This is a genomic window from Lichenibacterium dinghuense, assembly GCF_021730615.1.
GTDB classification, from domain to species: domain Bacteria; phylum Pseudomonadota; class Alphaproteobacteria; order Rhizobiales; family Beijerinckiaceae; genus Lichenihabitans; species Lichenihabitans dinghuensis.
The window spans coordinates 5,156,930-5,176,483 of sequence record NZ_JAJLMN010000001.1 but is presented as its reverse complement, the minus strand read 5'-3'; the positions used below and the strand labels follow the sequence as shown (position 1 = coordinate 5,176,483).

General features: G+C 71.7%; 18 protein-coding genes. 12 read left to right on the top strand and 6 right to left on the bottom strand.

Features of this window, described 5'->3' with window-relative positions:
* Nucleotides 1–57 precede the first annotated feature (57 nt).
* The 11 genes from ruvB to ftsH all read left to right on the top strand — a co-directional run bounded on the left by ruvB (nt 58) and on the right by ftsH (nt 12,390).
* A complete protein-coding gene (ruvB, locus tag L7N97_RS24865; protein ID WP_255721740.1) occupies nt 58–1,125 on the top strand; it encodes a Holliday junction branch migration DNA helicase RuvB in 1,068 nt (355 codons plus the stop codon).
* Nucleotides 1,122–1,520, top strand: a complete 399-nt coding sequence (ybgC, locus tag L7N97_RS24860; protein WP_237480976.1) for a tol-pal system-associated acyl-CoA thioesterase — start codon at nt 1,122–1,124, stop codon at nt 1,518–1,520. Before ruvB ends, ybgC begins: the two co-directional genes overlap by 4 nt.
* Before the next feature lie 236 nt (nt 1,521–1,756).
* Nucleotides 1,757–2,506 carry a protein TolQ gene (gene tolQ, locus L7N97_RS24855; protein ID WP_237480974.1) on the top strand — a complete coding sequence of 250 codons (750 nt, stop codon included), beginning with the start codon at nt 1,757–1,759 and terminating at the stop codon, nt 2,504–2,506.
* Nucleotides 2,507–2,534: 28 nt separating this feature from the next.
* Nucleotides 2,535–2,984, top strand: coding sequence for an ExbD/TolR family protein (locus L7N97_RS24850; RefSeq protein ID WP_237480973.1), 450 nt, complete (start codon nt 2,535–2,537; stop codon nt 2,982–2,984).
* Nucleotides 2,985–2,996: 12 nt separating this feature from the next.
* Complete coding sequence (locus tag L7N97_RS24845; protein ID WP_237482470.1) at nt 2,997–4,322, top strand: cell envelope biogenesis protein TolA; 1,326 nt, start codon at nt 2,997–2,999, stop codon at nt 4,320–4,322.
* 175 nt (nt 4,323–4,497) lie between these two features.
* On the top strand, nt 4,498–5,805 hold the full coding sequence (gene tolB, locus L7N97_RS24840; protein ID WP_237480971.1) for a Tol-Pal system beta propeller repeat protein TolB: 1,308 nt from the start codon (nt 4,498–4,500) through the stop codon (nt 5,803–5,805).
* A 168-nt stretch (nt 5,806–5,973) separates the two neighbouring features.
* Nucleotides 5,974–7,233, top strand: coding sequence for an SAM-dependent methyltransferase (locus L7N97_RS24835; protein WP_237480970.1), 1,260 nt, complete (start codon nt 5,974–5,976; stop codon nt 7,231–7,233).
* Between the two features lie 214 nt (nt 7,234–7,447).
* Nucleotides 7,448–8,017, top strand: coding sequence for a peptidoglycan-associated lipoprotein Pal (gene pal, locus L7N97_RS24830; RefSeq protein WP_237480968.1), 570 nt, complete (start codon nt 7,448–7,450; stop codon nt 8,015–8,017).
* Nucleotides 8,018–8,125: 108 nt separating this feature from the next.
* On the top strand, nt 8,126–9,265 hold the full coding sequence (ybgF, locus tag L7N97_RS24825; protein ID WP_237480967.1) for a tol-pal system protein YbgF: 1,140 nt from the start codon (nt 8,126–8,128) through the stop codon (nt 9,263–9,265).
* A gap of 17 nt (nt 9,266–9,282) precedes the next feature.
* Nucleotides 9,283–10,290 carry a tRNA lysidine(34) synthetase TilS gene (gene tilS, locus L7N97_RS24820; RefSeq protein ID WP_309242847.1) on the top strand — a complete coding sequence of 336 codons (1,008 nt, stop codon included), beginning with the start codon at nt 9,283–9,285 and terminating at the stop codon, nt 10,288–10,290.
* Nucleotides 10,291–10,467: 177 nt separating this feature from the next.
* The gene (ftsH, locus tag L7N97_RS24815; protein WP_237480965.1) at nt 10,468–12,390 is read left to right on the top strand and encodes an ATP-dependent zinc metalloprotease FtsH; all 1,923 of its coding nucleotides are present in this window, start codon (nt 10,468–10,470) and stop codon (nt 12,388–12,390) included.
* Nucleotides 12,391–12,974: 584 nt separating this feature from the next.
* On the opposite strand, the gene eno is transcribed toward ftsH, so the two are convergent.
* Complete coding sequence (eno, locus tag L7N97_RS24810; protein ID WP_237480964.1) at nt 12,975–14,261, bottom strand: phosphopyruvate hydratase; 1,287 nt, start codon at nt 14,259–14,261, stop codon at nt 12,975–12,977.
* A gap of 106 nt (nt 14,262–14,367) precedes the next feature.
* On the opposite strand from eno, the gene sseA reads away from it, so the two are divergent.
* Nucleotides 14,368–15,222 carry a 3-mercaptopyruvate sulfurtransferase gene (sseA, locus tag L7N97_RS24805; RefSeq protein ID WP_237480963.1) on the top strand — a complete coding sequence of 285 codons (855 nt, stop codon included), beginning with the start codon at nt 14,368–14,370 and terminating at the stop codon, nt 15,220–15,222.
* A 58-nt stretch (nt 15,223–15,280) separates the two neighbouring features.
* Here the strand turns inward: sseA and L7N97_RS24800 are convergent, their stop codons facing one another.
* From L7N97_RS24800 to yajC, 5 genes are read right to left on the bottom strand one after another with little or no spacing between them, the layout of a single operon-like run.
* Nucleotides 15,281–16,111 (bottom strand): squalene/phytoene synthase family protein, encoded by an 831-nt coding sequence (locus tag L7N97_RS24800; RefSeq protein WP_237480962.1) that lies wholly within the window; start codon nt 16,109–16,111, stop codon nt 15,281–15,283.
* A gap of 22 nt (nt 16,112–16,133) precedes the next feature.
* Nucleotides 16,134–16,526, bottom strand: a complete 393-nt coding sequence (locus L7N97_RS24795) for an Mth938-like domain-containing protein (RefSeq protein ID WP_237480960.1) — start codon at nt 16,524–16,526, stop codon at nt 16,134–16,136.
* Nucleotides 16,523–17,491: a protein translocase subunit SecF gene (secF, locus tag L7N97_RS24790; RefSeq protein ID WP_237480958.1), complete on the bottom strand. Its 969-nt coding sequence runs from the start codon at nt 17,489–17,491 to the stop codon at nt 16,523–16,525. The genes L7N97_RS24795 and secF overlap by 4 nt, the downstream gene beginning before the upstream one ends.
* A 13-nt stretch (nt 17,492–17,504) precedes the next feature.
* The gene (gene secD / locus L7N97_RS24785) at nt 17,505–19,091 is read right to left on the bottom strand and encodes a protein translocase subunit SecD (RefSeq protein ID WP_237480957.1); all 1,587 of its coding nucleotides are present in this window, start codon (nt 19,089–19,091) and stop codon (nt 17,505–17,507) included.
* A gap of 49 nt (nt 19,092–19,140) precedes the next feature.
* Entirely contained in the window at nt 19,141–19,494 is a 354-nt protein-coding gene (gene yajC, locus L7N97_RS24780) for a preprotein translocase subunit YajC (RefSeq protein WP_237480954.1), read from the bottom strand.
* Between the last annotated feature and the right edge of the window lie 60 nt (nt 19,495–19,554).

Below are 19,554 nucleotides of genomic sequence, written 5' to 3'. Positions count from 1 at the left end.
TTTTCGCGGCCGCAGAGCCTATCACTGCCCCTCGACACGCGACAGCCCGGACGCCCCTTGCCCCCGCCTCCCCGACGCCTCACGAGCCCCGAGAAGCGCGACGACGACCCGGACAGCTCCGTCCGCCCCCTGTCGCTCGTCGACTTCACCGGCCAGGAAGCGGCGCGCAAGAACCTCGGCGTGTTCATCGAGGCGGCGCGCGCCCGCGGCGAGGCGCTCGACCACGTGCTCCTCGTCGGCCCCCCCGGCCTCGGCAAGACCACGCTGGCGCAGATCGTCGCGCGCGAGCTCGGCGTGAACTTCCGCTCGACCTCCGGCCCGGTCATCGCCAAGGCGGGCGACCTCGCGGCGCAGCTCACGGGGCTCGAGGAGCGCGACGTGCTCTTCATCGACGAGATCCACCGCCTGAACCCGGCCGTGGAGGAGATCCTCTATCCCGCCATGGAGGATTTCCAGCTCGACCTCATCATCGGCCAGGGCCCGGCGGCGCGCTCGGTCAAGATCGATCTGTCGAAGTTCACCCTGGTCGGCGCCACGACCCGCGCGGGCCTGCTCACCACGCCCCTGCGCGACCGCTTCGGCATCCCGATCCGCCTGCAGTTCTACACCGTGGCGGAACTGGAGCTGATCGTGCGGCGCGGCGCCCGCGTGTTCAGCATCGGCATCGCGCCGGACGGCGCCAACGAGATCGCCCGCCGGTCCCGCGGCACGCCGCGCATCGCGGGCCGCCTCCTGCGGCGCGTGCGCGACTTCGCCCTGGTTGACGGCGCCGACACCATCACGCGAGAGATCGCCGACAACGCCCTCCGATTGCTCGACGTCGACGACATCGGCCTCGACGTGATGGATCGCCGCTACCTCGACATCGTCGCGCTGTCCTTCGGCGGCGGGCCGGTCGGCGTCGAGACGATCTCGGCGGCGCTGAGCGAGCCGCGCGACGCCATCGAGGACATCATCGAGCCCTACCTGATCCAGCTCGGCTTCCTCCAGCGCACGCCGCGCGGCCGCCTGCTCACGCCCCACGCTTTCAGGCACCTCGGCATCGCCGAGCCGAAGGCCCATTCCGACCAGTACGGGCTCTTCGCCTCCGTGCGGCGCGACGACGCGACGGGCGAGGACGCATGAGCGCCGTCCACCGCCTCGCCGTGCGGGTCTACTACGAGGACACGGACTTCTCCGGCGTGGTCTACCACGCGAACTACCTGCGCTACTTCGAGCGCGGCCGCACCGAGCTGCTGCGCGACCTCGGCGTCGACCAGGCGTCGCTGTTCGCCGCCGAGCCTCCGCTCGGCTTCGCGGTGGCGCGCATCGAGGTCGACTTCCGCCGCCCGGCCCGCATGGACGACCTCCTCGACGTCGAGACCCGCGTGGCCGAACTCGGCGGCGCCTCGCTGACGATGCACCAGCGCCTCACCCGCGGCGGCGACCTCCTGGTCGAGGCCACGGTCCGGGTCGCGGCCGTGTCGCGCGGCCGCGCCGCGCGACTGCCGCGCGACCTCGCGGACCTGCTGCGCGGCTGAGGGGGAGCGGACCCGGCGCGGCGCGGGCCTTAACCCGGCCTTAACCCTGCCCGGCGCTTGATCCCGCCGAGGGCGAAGGCGCTTGGGTGTGACGCCGAAGCCGCAGAATTGACCGATTCCCACCGCAGGACGGTGGAACGTTTTCAACGTGATGCCGGCGGCGTCGCGCCTCGCGCCTCGTCGCGCGACGGTGCCGGCCCGGCGGGACGCGCCGCCGGCGCCGGGAAATGGACCGCATGAACCCTGCAGATATCCCCGCCGCCGCCACCGCCGCAGCGACGGCCCTTCCCGGGTCCGAGATCACCATCCTCGGCATGTTCATGAACGCCAGCGTGCTGGTGAAGGTGATCATGCTCGGCCTGCTCGGATCCTCGCTCTGGTGCTGGGCCATCATCATCAACAAGATGATCCTGTTCTCGCGCACCCGGAAGGCGATGGACCGCTTCGAGCAGGTGTTCTGGTCGGGCCAGTCGCTGGAGGAGCTCTACACCGACCTGTCGCAGGCGGAGACGATCGGCATGGCTTCGCTCTTCGTCGGCGCCATGCGGGAATGGAAGCGCTCCTTCCAGAACGTCGGCGCGTCCTTCATGGGCCTGCATGCGCGCCTGGAAAAGGTGCTCGACGTGTCGATCGCCCGCGAGGTCGAGAAGCTCGAGTCCAACCTCATCGTGCTCGCCACCGTGGCCTCCACGGCGCCCTTCGTCGGGCTGTTCGGCACGGTGTGGGGCATCATGACCTCGTTCCGCTCCATCGCGGCCTCCAAGAACACCTCGCTCGCCGTCATCGCGCCCGGCCTCGCGGAAGCGCTGCTCGCGACCGCCATCGGCCTTTTCGCCGCCATCCCGGCGCTGATCTTCTTCAACAACCTCCAGGGCATCGTGGCCCGCTCCCAGGCCCGCATGGAGTCCTTCGCCGACGAGTTCTCGTCCATCCTGTCCCGCCAGATCGACCATCACGTCGGCGGCGAGCGCGACCGCGCCGCCTGAGCCGCGGCCGGAACGGGAGAGCATCGCCATGGGCATGTCGGTCGGAGCCGCGGGCAAGAAGGGCGGTCGGCGCAAGCGCGGCGTGCCGCGCTACGGCGCCATGGCCGAGATCAACATGACGCCGTTCATCGACGTCGTGCTGGTGCTCCTCATCATCTTCATGGTGGCGGCGCCGCTGCTCGCCTCGGGCGTGCCGATCGACCTGCCGAAGACCACGGCCGGCGAGCTCAAGATCGACTCGAAGCCCCTGTCCGTCGCGGTCGACGACAAGGGCGACGTCTACGTGGCCGACCAGCCCGTCGGCATGGACGGACTGCTGCCCCGCCTGCAGGAACTCGCCAAGGACGGTTACGACGAGCGCATCTACCTGCGGGGCGCCAAGGCCGTGAACTACGGCCGCATCGCCGAAGTCATGACGCTGATCACCTCGGCCGGCTACAAGAAGGTCGCGCTGGTGACCGAGCAGTCGGACAAGTAGGCGGACCGCGCCTTGAAGCTCGACTTCAACCGGCCCGGCTTCGCCCTCTCGGCCCTGGGCCACGGGACGATCCTGGCCGCGCTGATCGCGCCGCTCTGGTGGCTGTCGACCCCCCCGGCGGACGACAACATGCCCGAGGCCGTGCCGATCGAGACGATCTCGCAGACCGACTTCAACCAGATCATGAAGGGCGAGAAGTCGTCGAAGGACGTCACCAAGGAGCCCACCACCAAGGCCGACAAGGTCGCGCAGGTCGACGAGCAGCACGCGCTGCCGCCGAACCCCGACGCGCGCCAGGAGACGCCGCCCCCGCCGCCGCCCAAGGCGGAAACGCCGACGCCGCCCGTGCCCACCCCGCCGGTGCCGCCGCCTCCCGCTCCGCCGCCCCCTCCCCCGCCGCCGGTCCCCGAGCCTCCGCAGCGCCCCGACCCGACGCCGCCGCCCCCGCTGCCGCCCGAGGTCCCGACGCCGCCCAAGCCCGTGGCGAAGCCCGCACCCGTCAAATCGGCGCCGCCCGCGCCGATGCCGCCGGAGCGCGACCCCGACGCCGAGGTGGTCCGGCCCGCGCCACCGCCGCCCCCCAAGCCGGTGCCGACCCCGCCGGAGCCGCCCAAGCGCGCCGAGGTCAAGCCGCCGCCGGTGCCGCAGAAGCCGGTGCCGACCCCGCCCGTGCCGCAGAAGGTCGTCGAGAAGGCGCCGACGCCGCCGAAGGTGCCGGAGCGGCCCGCGCCGAAGAAGCCGGACCTGATGGCGAAGCTGCTCGACCAGACGCAGGACGACGCCGAGCCGACGCCGGAGCCCAAGCCCGCGCCGAAGCCGGCGAAGGCCCATGCCAAGCCCGCCCCGGCGCAGCGCCAGACCGCGGCGGCCGACAGCACCGCCGCGCCCAGCGACAGCAAGGCCTTCGACCCGACGGACATCTCCCACATTTTGAACGCGCAGCCCGCGGGCGCGCCGCCCTCGACCGGCAGGACCCTGTCGAAGACCGCGTCGCGCGGCGCCACCTCGGGCAACGCACCCAAGATGTCGCCGTCGCAGTCCGACGCGCTCGACGGCCTCCTGGCCGACCAGTTCAAGCAGTGCTGGAGCTACCTCGGCCTCGACCACGGGCACTACATCCCGGAGATCAAAGTCGCCTACGCGGAGGACGGCTCGCTGCAGGCGGAGCCGCAGCTCCTCAACCGGCCGTCCGACCCCAACGCGCGCAGCCTCGCCGAGAGCGCGCTCCGGGCCGTGCGGCAGTGCAACCCGCTGCACATCCCGGCCCAGTTCGCGCCCTATTACGACCAATGGCGCAGCCGCATCCTGCGCTTCGACCCCGCCGAGATGGCGGGGTGACCACCCTCCTCCCCTCGCGGGAGGAGGGTCTGCCCCGGGGTCGCCGAAGGGGGCCGGCGCGATGCGGCGACGGACCGGGAGGGCAGGTGCCGCACCGACGTCGGGATCCGCTTTGCGTAATATTTTAACCGCGGCTGCCCATCACTGCGCCGAGCCAATCGAGGACCGCCCGCCGATGATCCGCCTCAGCCGCCGCACGTTCCTGGCGAGCTCCGCGCTCGCCGCCCTCGGGGGCACGCTGTCGGCCGCCCCGGTCCGGGCCGAGGACCGCTACCTCGACATCCGGCCGGGCGGCAACTTCAACCCGGTGATGATCGCAGTCGCGCCCTTCGCGGGCGAAGGGCCCGACGCCGCCAAGGTGACCGGCATCATCGTCAACGACTTCAAGCGCTGCGTCTACATCAAGCCGGTCGACGGGCCGCAGCCGGCCGTCGACCCCGCCTCGCCGGCGCTCGAAAGCTTCAAGGCCGCGGGCGCGCAGTTCGTGCTGACGGGGCGCGTCGACCGCGGGGGCGGGCGCTTCAACACCGACTTCCGCCTCTTCGACACGGCGTCGGGCCAGCAGGTGGCCGGCCAGCACTACACGACGGACCTGTCGAACAGCCGGCGCGTCGCCCACATCGTCGCCGACGCGGTGTTCACCCGCATCACGGGCGAGAAGGGCTTCTTCGACAGCCGGGTCGTCTACGTCGACGAGAGCGGCTCGGCCCAGCAGCGCCGCAAGCGCCTCGCCATCATCGACCAGGACGGCGGCAACATCCATTACCTGACGCGCGGCGACAACCTCGTGGTGACGCCGCGCTTCTCGCCGACCGCCCAGCAGGTCGCCTACATGTCGTTCGGCGACGCGGAGCCCGACGTCATGCTGCTCGACGTCGAGACCGGGGCCAAGCGCGCGGTCGGCAACTTCCCGGGCATGACCTTCTCGCCGCGCTTCTCGCCCGACGGGCGCAAGATCATCATGTCGCTGTCGGAGGGAACGAGCTCGAACCTCTACGCCATGCCGGTCGGCGGCTCGGACCCGCGCCAGCTCACCGACGATACCTCGATCGACACCTCGCCCTGCTACTCGCCGGACGGCTCGCAGATCGTGTTCGAGTCGGACCGCGGCGGCACGCAGCAGATCTACATCATGGGGGCCGCAGGCGGGGGGGCGAAGCGCATCTCCTTCGGAGACGGGCGCTACTCGACGCCGGTCTGGTCGCCGAAGGGCGACTACATCGCCTTCACCAAGCAGGCGGGCGGCCAGTTCGCGATCGGCATCATGAAGCCGGACGGCTCGGGCGAGAAGATCATCACCCAGGGATTCCACAACGAGGGGCCGACCTGGGCGCCGAACGGCCTCTACCTCATGTTCTTCCGCGACGCCGGCAACGGCGGCTCCTCGAAGATCTTCATGACGGACCTGTTCGGCCGCGGCGAGTTCGCCGTGCCGACGCCCGCCGGCGCATCCGACCCCGCCTGGGGGCCGCTGCTCGGCTGACCGGCACGAGGGCGCCCGCCATCCCCTGCCCTTGCGGAAACCTCGCTTGACCGCGACGGGTCCTGCGGCGCAAGAGCGGCCGATGAGCTTCCGCTCATCCCGTTCCGCGCGCCCGCGTCCCCGGCCGATCCCTGTCTGCCGCGCCGCGCGGCCTCGACAGAGTCGCCGATGCTGCAATCCCTGCTCGCCCGCCTGATCACCCGCGGCCGCCTGACCGTGGCGACCCCCTTCGGCACGGCGTCGGCCGGCACACTCGGCGACGAGCACCCCGCGGCCCGCCTCGACGTGAAGCTGCGCGTCCGCGACCGGCGCACGGTGCTGAAGCTCGCCACCAACCCCGACCTGTACTTCGGGGAAGCCTACATGGACGGCGGCCTCGTCGTGGAGCGCGGCTCCTTCGCCGACATGATGGAGCTGCTGGGCTACAACATCCACCTGCTCGGCGAGAATCCGAACCCCAAGCTCGGCCAGCTCCTGTCCTCCGCGGTCGGCCTCGTGTCGGGCCGCAACGGGTTGAAGAAGGCTCGCGAGAACGTCGCCCACCATTACGACCTGTCGGGCGAGCTCTACCGCGCCTTCCTCGACGGCGACATGCAGTATTCCTGCGCCTACCTGCGCCATCCCGACGACGACATCGAGGCGGCGCAGCTCGCCAAGAAGCAGCACATCGCCGCCAAGCTCGCCCTGGAGCCGGGCCAGCGCGTCCTCGACATCGGCTGCGGCTGGGGCGGCCTCGCCCTGTTCATCGCCAAGGCGGCCGACGTCCGCGTCACCGGCATCACGCTGTCGAAGGAGCAGCTCGCGGTCGCGCGCCGGCGCGCCAAGGACGAGGGCCTGGAGCACCGCGTCGACTTCCAGCTCATCGACTATCGCGTGCTGCAGGGCGAGTTCGACCGCGTGGTGTCGATCGGCATGTTCGAGCACGTCGGCCTGCCGAACTACGCGGACTATTTCGGCGCCATCAAGCGGCTGCTGAAGCCGAAGGGCCTCGCCCTCGTCCACTCCATCGGCAAGATGTACGGGCCGGCGCCGACCAGCACCTGGATCCTGAAGTACATCTTCCCCGGCGGCTACGCGCCGGCCCTGTCCGAGGTCATGCCCTCGATCGAGCGCAACGCGCTCTGGGTCAACGACGTCGAGATCCTGCGCCTGCACTACGCGGAAACGCTGCGGCTGTGGCACGAGCGCTTCGAGGCGCGCTGGCCCGAGCTCAGCCGCAGCTACGACGAGCGCTTCAAGCGCATGTGGGAGTTCTACCTCGTCGGCAGCGAGATCTCGTTCCGCTACTTCGGCTTCATGGTGTTTCAGATGCAGCTCGCGAAGTCGGTCGACGCGGCGCCGATGACGCGGGACTACCTTTACGAGTCCGAGGCCGCCCTGCGCGAGCGCTCCGACCTGTCGGCGGCGCCGGCCCTCGCGGCGGAATGACCATGGCGCGGCCGTGTCTTCCGCGCCACGGTGGCCCGGAGAAACGCGCGTGCATCCCGATCGGGCCATCAACCCGCCATTAACCATGACCCTTGCTGCGATCTCGTTCGCGGCATCGCCTCAACGCCTCGTCAAGGTTGACCGAACCTTCGTTTAACCATCGAGGCCTATCACCGAGGGATCGCCGGCAGGCTTCTGCACGAGGATCATCGGTATGGGACTTCTCCACTCGGCCCGCGCGCTCGGGCTCTGCGCCGTCGCCGTCGCGGGCCTCGCCGTCGCGGGCTGCGCCAAGGATCCGGCGGAGGCCGTGGGCGCCTTCGGGGCCGGGGGGAGCCGCTTCGGCGCCAACGGCGGCTTCGGCCAGGGCGGCGCCGGCGGCGCGGGCTACGGCAAATACGGCTCGACGGCGCCCGGCACGGCGGGCGACTTCGCCCAGAACGTCGGCGACCGCGTGTTCTTCGACACGGACCAGACCGACCTGTCCTCCGCCGCCCAGGCGACGCTCGACAAGCAGGCCCGCTGGCTCGCCCAGTACCCGCGCTACGCCTTCACGATCGAGGGCAACGCCGACGAGCGCGGCACCCGCGAGTACAATTTCGCGCTCGGCGCCCAGCGCGCCGAGGCCGTGAAGCAGTACCTCGTCGCCAAGGGCGTCGCGGCCTCGCGCATCCGGACCATCTCCTACGGCAAGGAGCGCCCCGTCGCGGTCTGCAACGACATCTCCTGCTGGTCGCAGAACCGCCGCGCCGTGACGGTGCTGAAGGGCGGCGAGGCGTCCTGATCGGTCGGGACCCGCGCGCGGCCCCTGCCCCGCGCGGTGCATCGGCGTTATAAGCCGGGGCGTCGATCGTCCGGACCGCCGTCGCGGTCCGGGCCGCGAGGACCCTCCATGCGTTTCATCGTCCGATCCCTCCTGACTCCCGCCGTGGGGCTCGCCTGCGCGGCCCTCGTCGCGCCCGCTGCCCTGCCCGGCCGCGCCGCGGCGGCGGAGCGCTTCTCCCCGCCCCCCATCGTGCTCGCCCAGGACGACCCCGACGCGGCGCCCGACCCCGCCAGCGCGGCCGCGCTGCTGGTGCGCGTCGACCGGCTCGAGAACCGGCTCCGCACCCTGACGGGGCAGATCGAGCAGCTCCAGAACCAGAACAAGCGGCTGGAGGACGCCCTGCGCAAGATGCAGCAGGACGTCGATTTCCGCTTCCAGGACCTCAACCGCGCGCCGACCGCCCCCGGCGGCAAGCCGCCGCTGGCCCGCCACGGCGAGCTCGACGGCGCCTCGCCGGACGCCCTCGCCGACGCGACGCCGGCCGCGCCCGCGGCAGCCCCCGCGAGCCCCGCTCCGGCGGCGCCCGCCGCGGCGCCGAAGCGCGGCGACGCCTTCGATCCCGCCGCCGACCCGAACGCGCCCGGCGCGCCGCGCCCGCTCGGCGCCACGGCCGCGGCCGGCGCCACGCCGCCGCTGCGCTCCAGCCTGCCCCCGGCGGCGGTCGCGCCCGCGGCGCAGCCCCCCCGCGCGCCGCTCGATCTCACCCACGGCGCCGCGGCGGCCGCGGCCCCGCCGGCCGCGGTGGCTTCGGCGGAGCCGCCTGCGACGCTGCGCGACGAGCCCGCCGCGCCGCCGCCCGGCGGCGTCGCCAGCCTGACGCCCGGCAGCACGCGCAGCGAGTACGAGGCCGACTACGCGCTTTACAAGAACGCGCAGTACGACGGCGCCGTCACGGGGTTCAACGACTTCCTGACCAAGTACCCGCGCGACCGGCTGGTGCCGGACGCCACCTACTTCCTCGGCCAGAGCTACGCCCGCCTCGGCCGCCACCGCGAGGCCGCGGAGCAGTTCCTGAAGCTGTCGACCGACTACACCACGTCCAACAGGGCGCCCGACGCCCTGCTCCGCCTCGGCATGGCGCTGAACGCGCTCGGCGCCGGCGCCCAGGCCTGCGCCACCTACCAGGAGGTGGACCGCAAGTACCCGGCGGCCGGCGCGGACGTGCGCGCCGCCGTCGACCGCGAGCTGAAGCGCGCCCGCTGCTGAACCCGCGGCGCGCGGCCGTGGCCGACCCCGCTCTCCCTCTCGGATCCGACGAGGTCCGTCTCCTCTTCTCCCCCTTCGCGCAGGCCCGCGCCGTGCTGCTCGCCGTGTCCGGCGGACCGGACAGCACCGCCCTGATGCACTTCGCCGCCGCGGCGGCCCGCGCCGACCCCGCCCTGCCCCCCCTCGCCGTCGCCACCGTCGACCACGGGCTCCGCCCGGACTCCCGCGCCGAGGCCGAAGCCGTCGCCCGCGACGCCCGGACGCTCGGCCTGCCCCATCGCCTCCTCTCCTGGGAGGGCCCCAAGCCCGCGACTCGCCTGCAGGAGCGGGCGCGCGACGCCCGCTACGGCCTGCTCGTCGGCTGCGCGCGCGACACCGGCGCCACTCACATCGTCACCGCCCACACGCTGGACGACCAGGCCGAGACCGTTCTGTTTCGCCTGATGCGCGGCTCGGGCCCGGCCGGACTCGCCGGCATGGCGGCATGCGGCGCGCGCCACGGCGTGGTCCACCTCCGCCCCTTCCTCGGCGTGCCGAAGTCCCGCCTCGTCGCGGCCTGCCGCGCGAACGGCTGGCCCTTCGTCGCCGACCCGGCCAACGCCGACCCGCGCTTCGCGCGCGCACGGCTGCGGGCCCTGATGCCGGCGCTGGCCGCGGAGGGGCTCGACGCGCCGCGGCTCGCCACGCTGGCGCGCCGCATGGGCGAGGCGGAGGCTGCCCTCGCGAGCGCAGCCGGGCGGGCGATCGCCGAAGCCCGCGTCGGCCCGGGCCTTTATTCGGCGCCGCGCCTCCTCGGCGAGCCCACGGCCGTGCGCGTGCGGGCCTTCGGCCGCCTGATCGACGACGGATCGCCGTCGCGGCTGGAACGCCTGGAGCGCCTCGTCGAGGCCGTGTCGGCCGCCGCGGATCGGGGCGTCCCCCTCCGTCGGACGCTGGCCGGCGTCCTCGTCGCCTTCGACGGCGCGGCCCGCCTGTCGCTGGCGCCGGCGCCCCCGCGGCGCACCCCTGCGAATCTGGGGTCCTGACCGCGTCGCGCAGCTCCTGCGTCATCGGGGATGGATGGACCGGCTCGGGACGTCCGGGGCGGTTCCCTTGGCAACTTCCGGCCGACCGCCTACATTCCATCCTAGAGCAGCGTGGCCTTCGGGCGGAGCCGCATCTTCGATCCGTCGCGAACCGTCAGCGCACCACACGAGTCCTCCATGAACCCCAACTTCAGGAATTTCGCCCTCTGGGTGATCATCTTCCTCCTCGTCGTGGCGCTGGTCCTGCTGTTCCAGAATCCCGGCAACCGCGGCGCGCAGGCGCAGGACATCACCTTCAGCCAGTTGCTGAACGAGGTCGACGCCAACAAGGTGCACGACGTCACCATCGCGGGCAACGAGATCACCGGCCACTACACCGACAGCCGCGGCGCCTTCTCGACCTACGCGCCCAACGACCCGCAGCTCGTCCAGAACCTCTACAAGAAGAACGTCCAGATCACCGCCAAGGCGCCGTCGGACGGCAACTCCTGGCTGATGACGCTGCTGGTCAACGGCCTGCCGCTGCTCGCCTTCATCGGCGTGTGGATCTTCATGTCGCGCCAGATGCAGGGAGCCGGCGGCAAGGCCATGGGGTTCGGCAAGTCCAAGGCCAAGCTGCTGACGGAGGCGCATGGCCGCGTGACCTTCGAGGACGTCGCGGGCGTCGACGAGGCCAAGGAAGATCTCCAGGAGATCGTCGAGTTCCTGCGCGACCCGCAGAAGTTCCAGCGCCTCGGCGGCCGCATTCCGCGCGGCGTGCTGCTGGTCGGCCCTCCTGGCACCGGCAAGACGCTGCTGGCCCGCGCCATCGCGGGTGAGGCGAACGTTCCCTTCTTTACCATCTCGGGTTCCGACTTCGTCGAGATGTTCGTCGGCGTCGGCGCGAGCCGCGTCCGCGACATGTTCGAGCAGGCCAAGAAGAACGCGCCCTGCATCATCTTCATCGACGAGATCGACGCGGTCGGCCGGCACCGCGGCGCGGGCCTCGGCGGCGGCAACGACGAGCGCGAGCAGACGCTGAACCAGCTCCTCGTCGAGATGGACGGCTTCGAGGCCAACGAGGGCATCATCCTCATCGCCGCCACGAACCGGCCCGACGTGCTCGACCCCGCGCTGCTGCGCCCCGGCCGCTTCGACCGCCAGATCACCGTGCCCAACCCGGACGTCGTCGGCCGCGAGCGCATCCTCAAGGTTCACGTCCGCAAGGTCCCGCTGTCGCCCGACGTCGACCTCAAGACGGTGGCGCGCGGCACCCCGGGCTTCTCGGGCGCCGATCTCATGAACCTCGTCAACGAGTCGGCGCTGATGGCGGCCCGCCGCGGCAAGCGCATCGTCACGATGACGGAGTTCGAGGATGCCAAGGACAAGATCATGATGGGCGCCGAGCGCCGCACCCTCGTCATGACCGAGCAGGAGAAGATGCTCACCGCCTACCACGAGGGCGGCCATGCCCTGGTCGCGCTGAACGTCCCGGCCACCGATCCCGTCCACAAGGCGACGATCATCCCGCGCGGCCGGGCCCTCGGCATGGTCATGCAGTTGCCCGAGCGCGACAAGCTGTCGATGAGCTACGAGCAGATGACTTCGCGCCTCGCCGTGCTGATGGGCGGCCGCGTCGCCGAAGAGATCATTTTCGGCAAGGAGAAGGTCACCTCCGGCGCCCAGTCGGACATCGAGCAGGCCACCAAGCTGGCCCGCGCCATGGTGACCCGCTGGGGCTTCTCGGACGAACTCGGCACCGTGATGTACGGCGAGAACCAGGAAGAGGTGTTCCTCGGCTACTCGATGGGCAAGCAGAACAACATCTCGGAGTCGACCTCGCAGAAGATCGACTCGGAGGTGCGCCGCCTCGTCGAGTCGGGCCTCGCCGACGCGACCCGCATTATCACGACGAAGCGGGCCGACCTCGAATCGCTGGCCCAGGGTCTCCTCGAATACGAGACGCTGAGCGGCGACGAGATTCGCGGCGTGATCAAGGGCATCAAGCCGATCCGCGAGTCGGACGACGAGCCCGCCCCGCCGCGCGCCTCCCCGGTGCCCAACGTCGGCAAGGGCCGGCCGCGGCCGGAAGGCGGGCTGGAGCCGCAGCCTTCGGTGTGATGCGAGCGAGCGGTCATCTGTGACGCGAGGAAGCCCGGCCAAGCGCCGGGCTTTTCTGTTTCGGCTTCGCGAGCGCGGCGAAGCGATTCTGACGTGAAGAGTCGCGGCGCAGCGCAGGCCCCCGCGAGCGGCTTCCTGCACCGGTGGGCTGGACGGCGTCGCTTCGCTCGCGATGACGGTGCCGGGTTGAAGGGGGAAACCTGAGCCCGCCACCCCGGCCCACCCGGGCGCGATCTCTTCGCGCTCCCGCAGGCGCGCCTTCAACTGGCGCAGGCGCCATCTCGGGCGTGCCGGCGTCCAAGGGCGGCGCGGGCGCGTATTCAGACGAGAGCTGGCAGGCCCGCGCGGCCTCCGCGCCGCAGAGCTGCGCGACGATCGTCAGGGCTGAGGCGATCCCGGCGGTGACGGCGGCGCCTACGGTGATGAAATCGCCGCCGCGCACGGTGCGGTGCTCGGTCGGCTCGGCACCGTCGGACCCGCCGTGGAACGGCTTCGGGCCCGACTGGCGCGCCGAGCGCTGCGGCGCGTCAGCGGCGCGCCGCCCGCGGACGACCGCGAGCGGTTCGGGCCGGTATGAACGGCGCTCAGGCCTTTGCGAGCGCCTTGAGCGCCGTGCGGCCGGCGTAGCGGGCCTGCGAGCCCAGGTGCTCCTCGATGCGGATCAGCTGGTTGTACTTGGCCAGTCTGTCCGAGCGGGCGAGCGAGCCGGTCTTGATCTGCCCGCAGTTGGTCGCGACCGCGAGGTCGGCGATGATCGCGTCCTCGGTCTCGCCCGAGCGGTGGGACATCACAGAGGTGTAGCCGGCCGTCTTGGCCATCTCGACGGCGGCCAGCGTCTCGGTCAGCGTGCCGATCTGGTTGACCTTGACCAGCAGCGAGTTGGCGACGCCGCGGCGGATGCCCTCGGCCAGACGCTCGGTGTTGGTGACGAACAGGTCGTCGCCGACGATCTGGCAGCGGTCGCCGATCTTGTCGGTGAGGATCCTCCAGCCCGCCCAGTCGTCCTCGGCCATGCCGTCCTCAATCGAGGCGATCGGGTAGTCGGCGGCGAGCTTGGCGAGGTAGTCGGCCTGCTCCTGCGACGAGCGGACCTTGCCCTCGCCCTCGTAATGGTAGCTGCCGTCCTTGAACCAGTCCGTCACGGCGCAGTCCATGGCGAGCACGATGTCGGTGCCCGGCTTGAAGCCGGCCTGGCGCACGGCGTCGAGGCAGAAGTCGAGGGCCGCCTCGGCGCTGGGCAGGTTCGGGGCGAAGCCGCCCTCGTCGCCGACGTTGGTGTTGTGGCCCGCCTTCTTCAGCGCGCCCTTCAGCACCTGGAACACCTCCGAACCCCAGCGCACCGCCTCCTTCAGCGAGGAGGCGCCGACCGGCATGATCATGAACTCCTGGAAGTCGATCGGGTTGTCGGCGTGGGCGCCGCCGTTGACGATGTTCATCATCGGCACGGGCAGCACGTGGGCGCCGGCCCCGCCGACGTAGCGGTAGAGCGGCAGGCCGATCTCCTCCGCGGCCGCGCGGGCCGCCGCCATGGACACGCCCAGGATGGCGTTGGCGCCGAGCTTGGACTTCGACGGCGTGCCGTCGAGCGCGATCATGGCGCGGTCGAGCTCGACCTGATGCTCGACCGGGATGGACTTCACGGCCTCGAAGATCGCCTTGACGTTGCCGATCGCCTTGCTGACGCCCTTGCCGCCGAAGCGGGACTTGTCGCCGTCGCGCAGTTCCACCGCCTCGTAGGCGCCCGTCGAGGCGCCCGAGGGCACGGCGGCGCGGCCGAGCACGCCGCTCTCGAGGCGCACGTCGACCTCGATGGTCGGATTGCCGCGGCTGTCCAGGATCTCGCGTGCGACGATGTCGACGATGGCGGTCATTTCGGTCCTCGCGTGATCTCTGGGGCTGTGGCGACGTTGTAGGCGAGGCATCGGGGGTTGGAAAGGCCGCGACGGGCGGCCTCCACCGCGCATCGAGGAGCAGGGGATGGGCGCTGAACAGGCAAAGCTGGTGACGGCGGAGTGGCTCGCGGGCGAAGTCGACAAGCCCGACCTCGTGGTGGTCGACGCGTCCTGGTATCTCCCCTCGGCGCACCGCAGCGGCCACGCCGAGTTCCTCGCCGGACACATCCCGGGCGCGGTGTTCTTCGACCACGACAAGGTGGTCGACCCCGACAGCGAGTTGCCGCACGCCCTGCCCTCGCCGGAGGTCTTCGCCGCGGCGGCGGGCGCGCTCGGCATCGCGGCCGACAAGCGCATCGTGGTCTACGACGGCGCCGGCATCTCCTCGGCGCCGCGGCTGTGGTGGATGCTGCGCCTGTTCGGCGCCGAGGACGTCGCCGTGCTGGACGGCGGCTTTCCGGCCTGGATCGCCGGCGAGCGCCCCGTCGAGACGGGCGAGTCGAACCGGCTCGGCACCCACTTCGCGGCCAAGCCGCGGCTGGAGGCGGTCGCGACCGTCGAGGACGTCCAGCGCGCGCTCGACCGCGGCAGCGCCACGCAGGTGGTCGACGCCCGCTCCTCCTCGCGCTTCAAGGGCTTGGTGGCCGAGCCGCGGCCCGGCCTTCGCTCCGGCCACATGCCCGGCGCCGTCAACGTGCCCATGACCGACCTCGTCGAGGACGGGCACCTGAAGAGCGACCACGACATCAAGGGCGTCTTCGCCGAGGCCGGCGTCGACCTCGACCGGCCGATCATCACGACCTGCGGCTCGGGCGTCACCGCCTCGGTGCTGGCCTTCGGCCTCGCGCGGCTCGGCGCGGAGGACGTCAGGCTCTACGACGGCTCCTGGTCCGAGTGGGGCGCGCGGGCCGACCTGCCCGTCGCGGTGGACGAGGCCTGAGCCGCTCCGATCTCCGAATGCCGTCGGCGGGGCGCGGGCGGCGCCCCGTTCCGTCGCGCTAGAAGGCGCCGCGCGACGCGCGCCACAGGCGCCACTGGCGCCGCCACTGCGGGATGTCCGGCCCGGGCGTGAACGGGTCGGTGGTCCGCTCCCCCGCCCGCAACCGCGGCTCGACCAGCGCCGCGCGGAGCAGGGCCGGCGCGCCCTCGCCGAGCGTCCGCCGCCTCGCCCTCAGCGCGGCGAGCCGGGCCCTGGCCGCGGCGCGCAGGTCCGCCGCGGCGGCGCGCACCTCCGCCGTGGACCGCCCCGCGGCGACCTCCTCGGCGCCCGCCCCGTGCCGTGCGAGCAGCGCCACCGGCAGCGACGGCCGATGCGGGCCGCGCAGCTCGTCCAGCAGGTCGGCGAGGCCGACCGCGACCCCGGCGTCGTCGGCGGCCGGGTCGGCGGCCGCGCCGCCGCCGAGAGCGCGAACGGCGAGGTGGATCGGGATGCCGTGGGTCGCGGCGAGCCGGCGCTCCAGTGAGGCGAGGTCGGCCGGCGGCTCGTCGTAGAGGTCCATGCGATAGGCATCGAGCATGTCGCCGAAGGGCGCGCGGGGCAGCGCGGCACGCTCCACCGTGTCGATCAGCGCGGCCGCGACGGGGTGGGCCGCGGCCTCGGCGGCCCGTCCGCCGTCGACGACGTCCTGCCACCATTGCAGGCGGATCTCGCCCGCGATAGCCTGCTTCACCCGGTGCCGGACGCGGCGCACCTCCAGCGTGAAGGCGGCGAGCGCGAGGAGGTGCGGCCGGGCGGCAGCGGGCGCGAGCAGGGCCGCCAGCCAGGCGTCGGGATCGTCCGAGCGGAGCAGCGCCTCGCAATGCGCGTAGGCGGCGGCGGGGTCGGTCATCGCGCGGGGCGCAGTCCCGGCCTCACGCGACCGCGATCAGCGCGCAGGCGACGCGGCGGCGCTCGCCGAGCAGGATGTTGTAGGTGCGCGCGGCGGCGCCCGTCGCCATGGGATCGACCACGATGCCGGCCGCCTTCAGCGCGGCGCGCAGCGGCGCGCGCGGCGGGATCAGGTCCGTGCCGGTGCCGAGCAGCAGGTGCTCGACCGAGCCCCGCGGCGCGCGGAACAGCTCGGCCAGCGACTCCTCGGTGATCTCGGAGGGCTGCGTCGCCGACCAGCGGTGCACGCCCTCCGGCAGCATCAGGATCGAGCCGCGGTGCGACACGTGGGCGAAGGAGAAGCCGCCCGCGCCGTAACCGTCGACCGTGTGCTGGCCGGCGAGGAAGCCGGGACCGAAGTCGCCGGGATCGCTCATTCGGCCGCGACCTTGGAGGGCTTCGGCTTGCCGGGGGCGCCCGGCGTGCCGGGCTTGCTCTCGTTCCGAACCTCGTTGCGCACGCCGAGGTAGATCAGGATCGGCGAGCAGATGAAGATCGACGAGTAGGTGCCGACGAAGATGCCCCACATCATCGCGAGCGAGAAGCTCTTGATCACCTCGCCGCCGAACAGCACCAGCGCCAGCAGGGCCAGGAACACGGTGGTCGCGGTCATGATGGTGCGCGGCAGCACGGCGTTGATCGACATGTCGATCATCTCGGCGGTCGACAGGCGCTTGTACTTGCGCATCACCTCGCGGATGCGGTCGAGCACGATCACGGCCTCGTTCAGCGAATAGCCCACGATGGTCAGGATCGCGGCGATCGAGGTCGTGTTGAACTCGAGGTGGGTGACGGAGAAGAAGCCCACCGTCAGCAGCAGGTCGTGCATGGTGGCGATCACGGCGCCGACCGCGAACTGCCACTCGAAGCGGAACCACAGGTAGACCAGCACGGCGAAGATCGACACGACGACGCCGATGGTGCCAGACTGCACGAGCTCGCCCGACACGCGCGGGCCGACCACCTCGACGCGGCGGAACTCGTACTTGTCGTCGAGGGCGCTCTGCACCTTCTTGACGGCGGCCTCCTGGGCGGCGTCGCCGCCCGGCTGCACGCCGAAGCGCAGGGTCGCGTCCGTGTGGTTGCCGAAGCCCTGCACCTCAATGTTGCCGAGGCCCGTGCGCTCGCCGAGCGAGCGGAGCTGCGACAGGTCGGCGTCGCCCTGCTTGGCGCGCACCTCCATCAGCGTGCCGCCGGCGAAGTCGATGCCGAAGTTCATGCCGACGAGCACGAACATCACCACGGACACGATCGAGAGGACGGCCGAGAACGGGTAGGAGAAGCGCCGGAAGCGCATGAACCCGAATTTGGTGTTCTCGGGCGCGAGGCGGAGGAGCGGCATCGGCGTTGCTCTCTCAGATCGGCAGGCGCTGCGGGCGCTTGGCCCGGTACCACAGGGCGATCATCATGCGGGTCATGGTCACGGCGGTGACGATGGAGGTCAGGATGCCGAGGCCGAGCGACACGGCGAAGCCGCGCACCGGGCCGGAGCCGAAGAGGTAGAGGATCAGCGCCGCGACGAACAGGGTGACGTTGGAGTCGACGATGGTCGCGAAGGCGCGCTTGAAGCCGGAATCCAGCGAGGCGATCACCGAGCGGCCGGCGTGGTTCTCCTCGCGAATGCGCTCGTAGATCAGCACGTTGGCGTCCACCGCCATGCCGATGGTGAGCACGATGCCGGCGATGCCGGGGAGCGTCAGCGTGGCGCCGAGCAGCACCATGGCGGCGAAGATCAGCATGATGTGCACCGCAAGCGCGATGTCGGCGAAGACGCCGAATACGCCGTAGGTCAGCAGCATGTAGCCGACCACCAACACGCCGGCCACCAGCGCGGCGCGCTCGCCGGCGTCGATCGAGTCCTGGCCGAGGCCGGGGCCGACCGTGCGCTCCTCCACCACGGTGAGCTTGGCCGGCAGCGCGCCGGCGCGCAGCAGCACGGCGAGGTCGTTGGCCTGCTGGATCGTGTAGCGGCCCGTGATGACGCCCGAGCCGCCGAGGATGGGCGTCTGGATCACCGGGTTGGTGACGATCTGGTTGTCCAGCACCACCGCGAAGGGCTTGCCGACGTTGGCGGCGGTCGCCTGGCCGAAGGCTTGGCCGCCGCGCATGTTGAACTGGAAGCTCACCTCGGGCCGGCCCTGCTGGTCGAAGGAGGGCTGGGCGTTGGTGAGGTCGGCGCCGTCCACGATCACGCGCTTCTGGATCGGCAGGGTGCCGGGCTCGCTGTTCTTGTAGAAGGGCAGGTTCTCGACGTCGGCGGGGCTGTCGCCGGGCTCGGCGTCGAGGCGGAACTCCAGCTTGGCGGTCGTGCCGAGCAGGTCCTTCAGGTGCTGCGTGTCCTGCAGCCCCGGCACCTCGACCACGATGCGGTCGTTGCCCTGGCGCTGGATCGTCGGCTCCTTGGTGCCCGACTCGTCGATGCGGCGGCGCAGCACCTCGATCGACTGGTCGACCGCGCGGTGCACCTTGTTGGCGATGCCGGCGTCGGTGAGCTGCACCTGGACGAGGCCGTCGCCGCTGTCCGTGACGGTGTAGTCCTGCACGGCGCCGGTGAGCGAAGCGCCGAGCGAGCGCGACGCGTTGTCGAGCGCGCCGACGATCTTGGCGCGCTCGGCCGCGTCCGGCACGCGGAACTGGATGCCGCGGCTCTGCACGCCGATGCCGCCCGCCAGCTTGACGTTGTTGTCGCGCAGGAGGCGGCGCGCGTCGTCGCGGAGGTTGTCGACCGACGTCTTGGTCAGCGACGCCGTGTCGACCTCGAGCAGAAGGTGGGCGCCGCCCTGAAGGTCGAGGCCGAGCACGATGGTCTTGGCCGGGCCCGGCAGGTAGCGGTCGAGCTCCGCCCGCGCCCCGGGCGACAAGAGGCTCGGCAGCACGATGAGGGCCGCGACCAGCGTGCCGAGGAGGATCGTGACGACTTTCCAGGTCGCGAAACGCATCATGGCTTGTGTTCTTCGTTCTGGCGAGGAGCGCCGGAGGCGGCGCTCCGGGTCAAACCTTGGCCGCGGCCGGCGCGTCCTTCACGGGCTCGCCTTTGGCGCGGACCTCCGTGATCATGGCGCGGGCGATCCGGACGCGGACGTTGGCGGCGATCTCGACCTCCACCTCGGTGGCGTCCGTCGACTTAGTCACCTTGCCGATGAGGCCGCCGGCGGTCACCACCGTGTCGCCGCGGCGCACGGCGGCGATCATCTCGCTGTGGAGCTTCTGCTTCTTCTGCTGCGGGCGCAGCAGCAGGAAATACATGATGACCAGGATGGCCGCGAAGGGCGCGACCTGGAGGAACACGTCGGAGCCGCCGCCGAAGGCGCCGGCGGCCTGGGCATAGGCAGGGGTGATGAACACGCGGAGTCTCCATGGGTCGCGTCGGGACACCCCTGGCCGCGGCTGGCCCGCGTCTTAGAC

Coding starts and splice junctions, on each gene's coding strand:
- secF (WP_237480958.1), bottom strand. CDS start 17,491: ATGCCGCTCCTCCGCCTCGCGCCCGAGAACACCAAATTCGGGTTCATG.
- tolQ (WP_237480974.1), top strand. CDS start 1,757: ATGAACCCTGCAGATATCCCCGCCGCCGCCACCGCCGCAGCGACGGCC.
- ftsH (WP_237480965.1), top strand. CDS start 10,468: ATGAACCCCAACTTCAGGAATTTCGCCCTCTGGGTGATCATCTTCCTC.
- tolB (WP_237480971.1), top strand. CDS start 4,498: ATGATCCGCCTCAGCCGCCGCACGTTCCTGGCGAGCTCCGCGCTCGCC.
- pal (WP_237480968.1), top strand. CDS start 7,448: ATGGGACTTCTCCACTCGGCCCGCGCGCTCGGGCTCTGCGCCGTCGCC.
- eno (WP_237480964.1), bottom strand. CDS start 14,261: ATGACCGCCATCGTCGACATCGTCGCACGCGAGATCCTGGACAGCCGC.
- ybgC (WP_237480976.1), top strand. CDS start 1,122: ATGAGCGCCGTCCACCGCCTCGCCGTGCGGGTCTACTACGAGGACACG.
- ybgF (WP_237480967.1), top strand. CDS start 8,126: ATGCGTTTCATCGTCCGATCCCTCCTGACTCCCGCCGTGGGGCTCGCC.
- sseA (WP_237480963.1), top strand. CDS start 14,368: ATGGGCGCTGAACAGGCAAAGCTGGTGACGGCGGAGTGGCTCGCGGGC.
- L7N97_RS24800 (WP_237480962.1), bottom strand. CDS start 16,111: ATGACCGACCCCGCCGCCGCCTACGCGCATTGCGAGGCGCTGCTCCGC.
- L7N97_RS24850 (WP_237480973.1), top strand. CDS start 2,535: ATGGGCATGTCGGTCGGAGCCGCGGGCAAGAAGGGCGGTCGGCGCAAG.
- L7N97_RS24835 (WP_237480970.1), top strand. CDS start 5,974: ATGCTGCAATCCCTGCTCGCCCGCCTGATCACCCGCGGCCGCCTGACC.
- L7N97_RS24795 (WP_237480960.1), bottom strand. CDS start 16,526: ATGAGCGATCCCGGCGACTTCGGTCCCGGCTTCCTCGCCGGCCAGCAC.
- secD (WP_237480957.1), bottom strand. CDS start 19,091: ATGATGCGTTTCGCGACCTGGAAAGTCGTCACGATCCTCCTCGGCACG.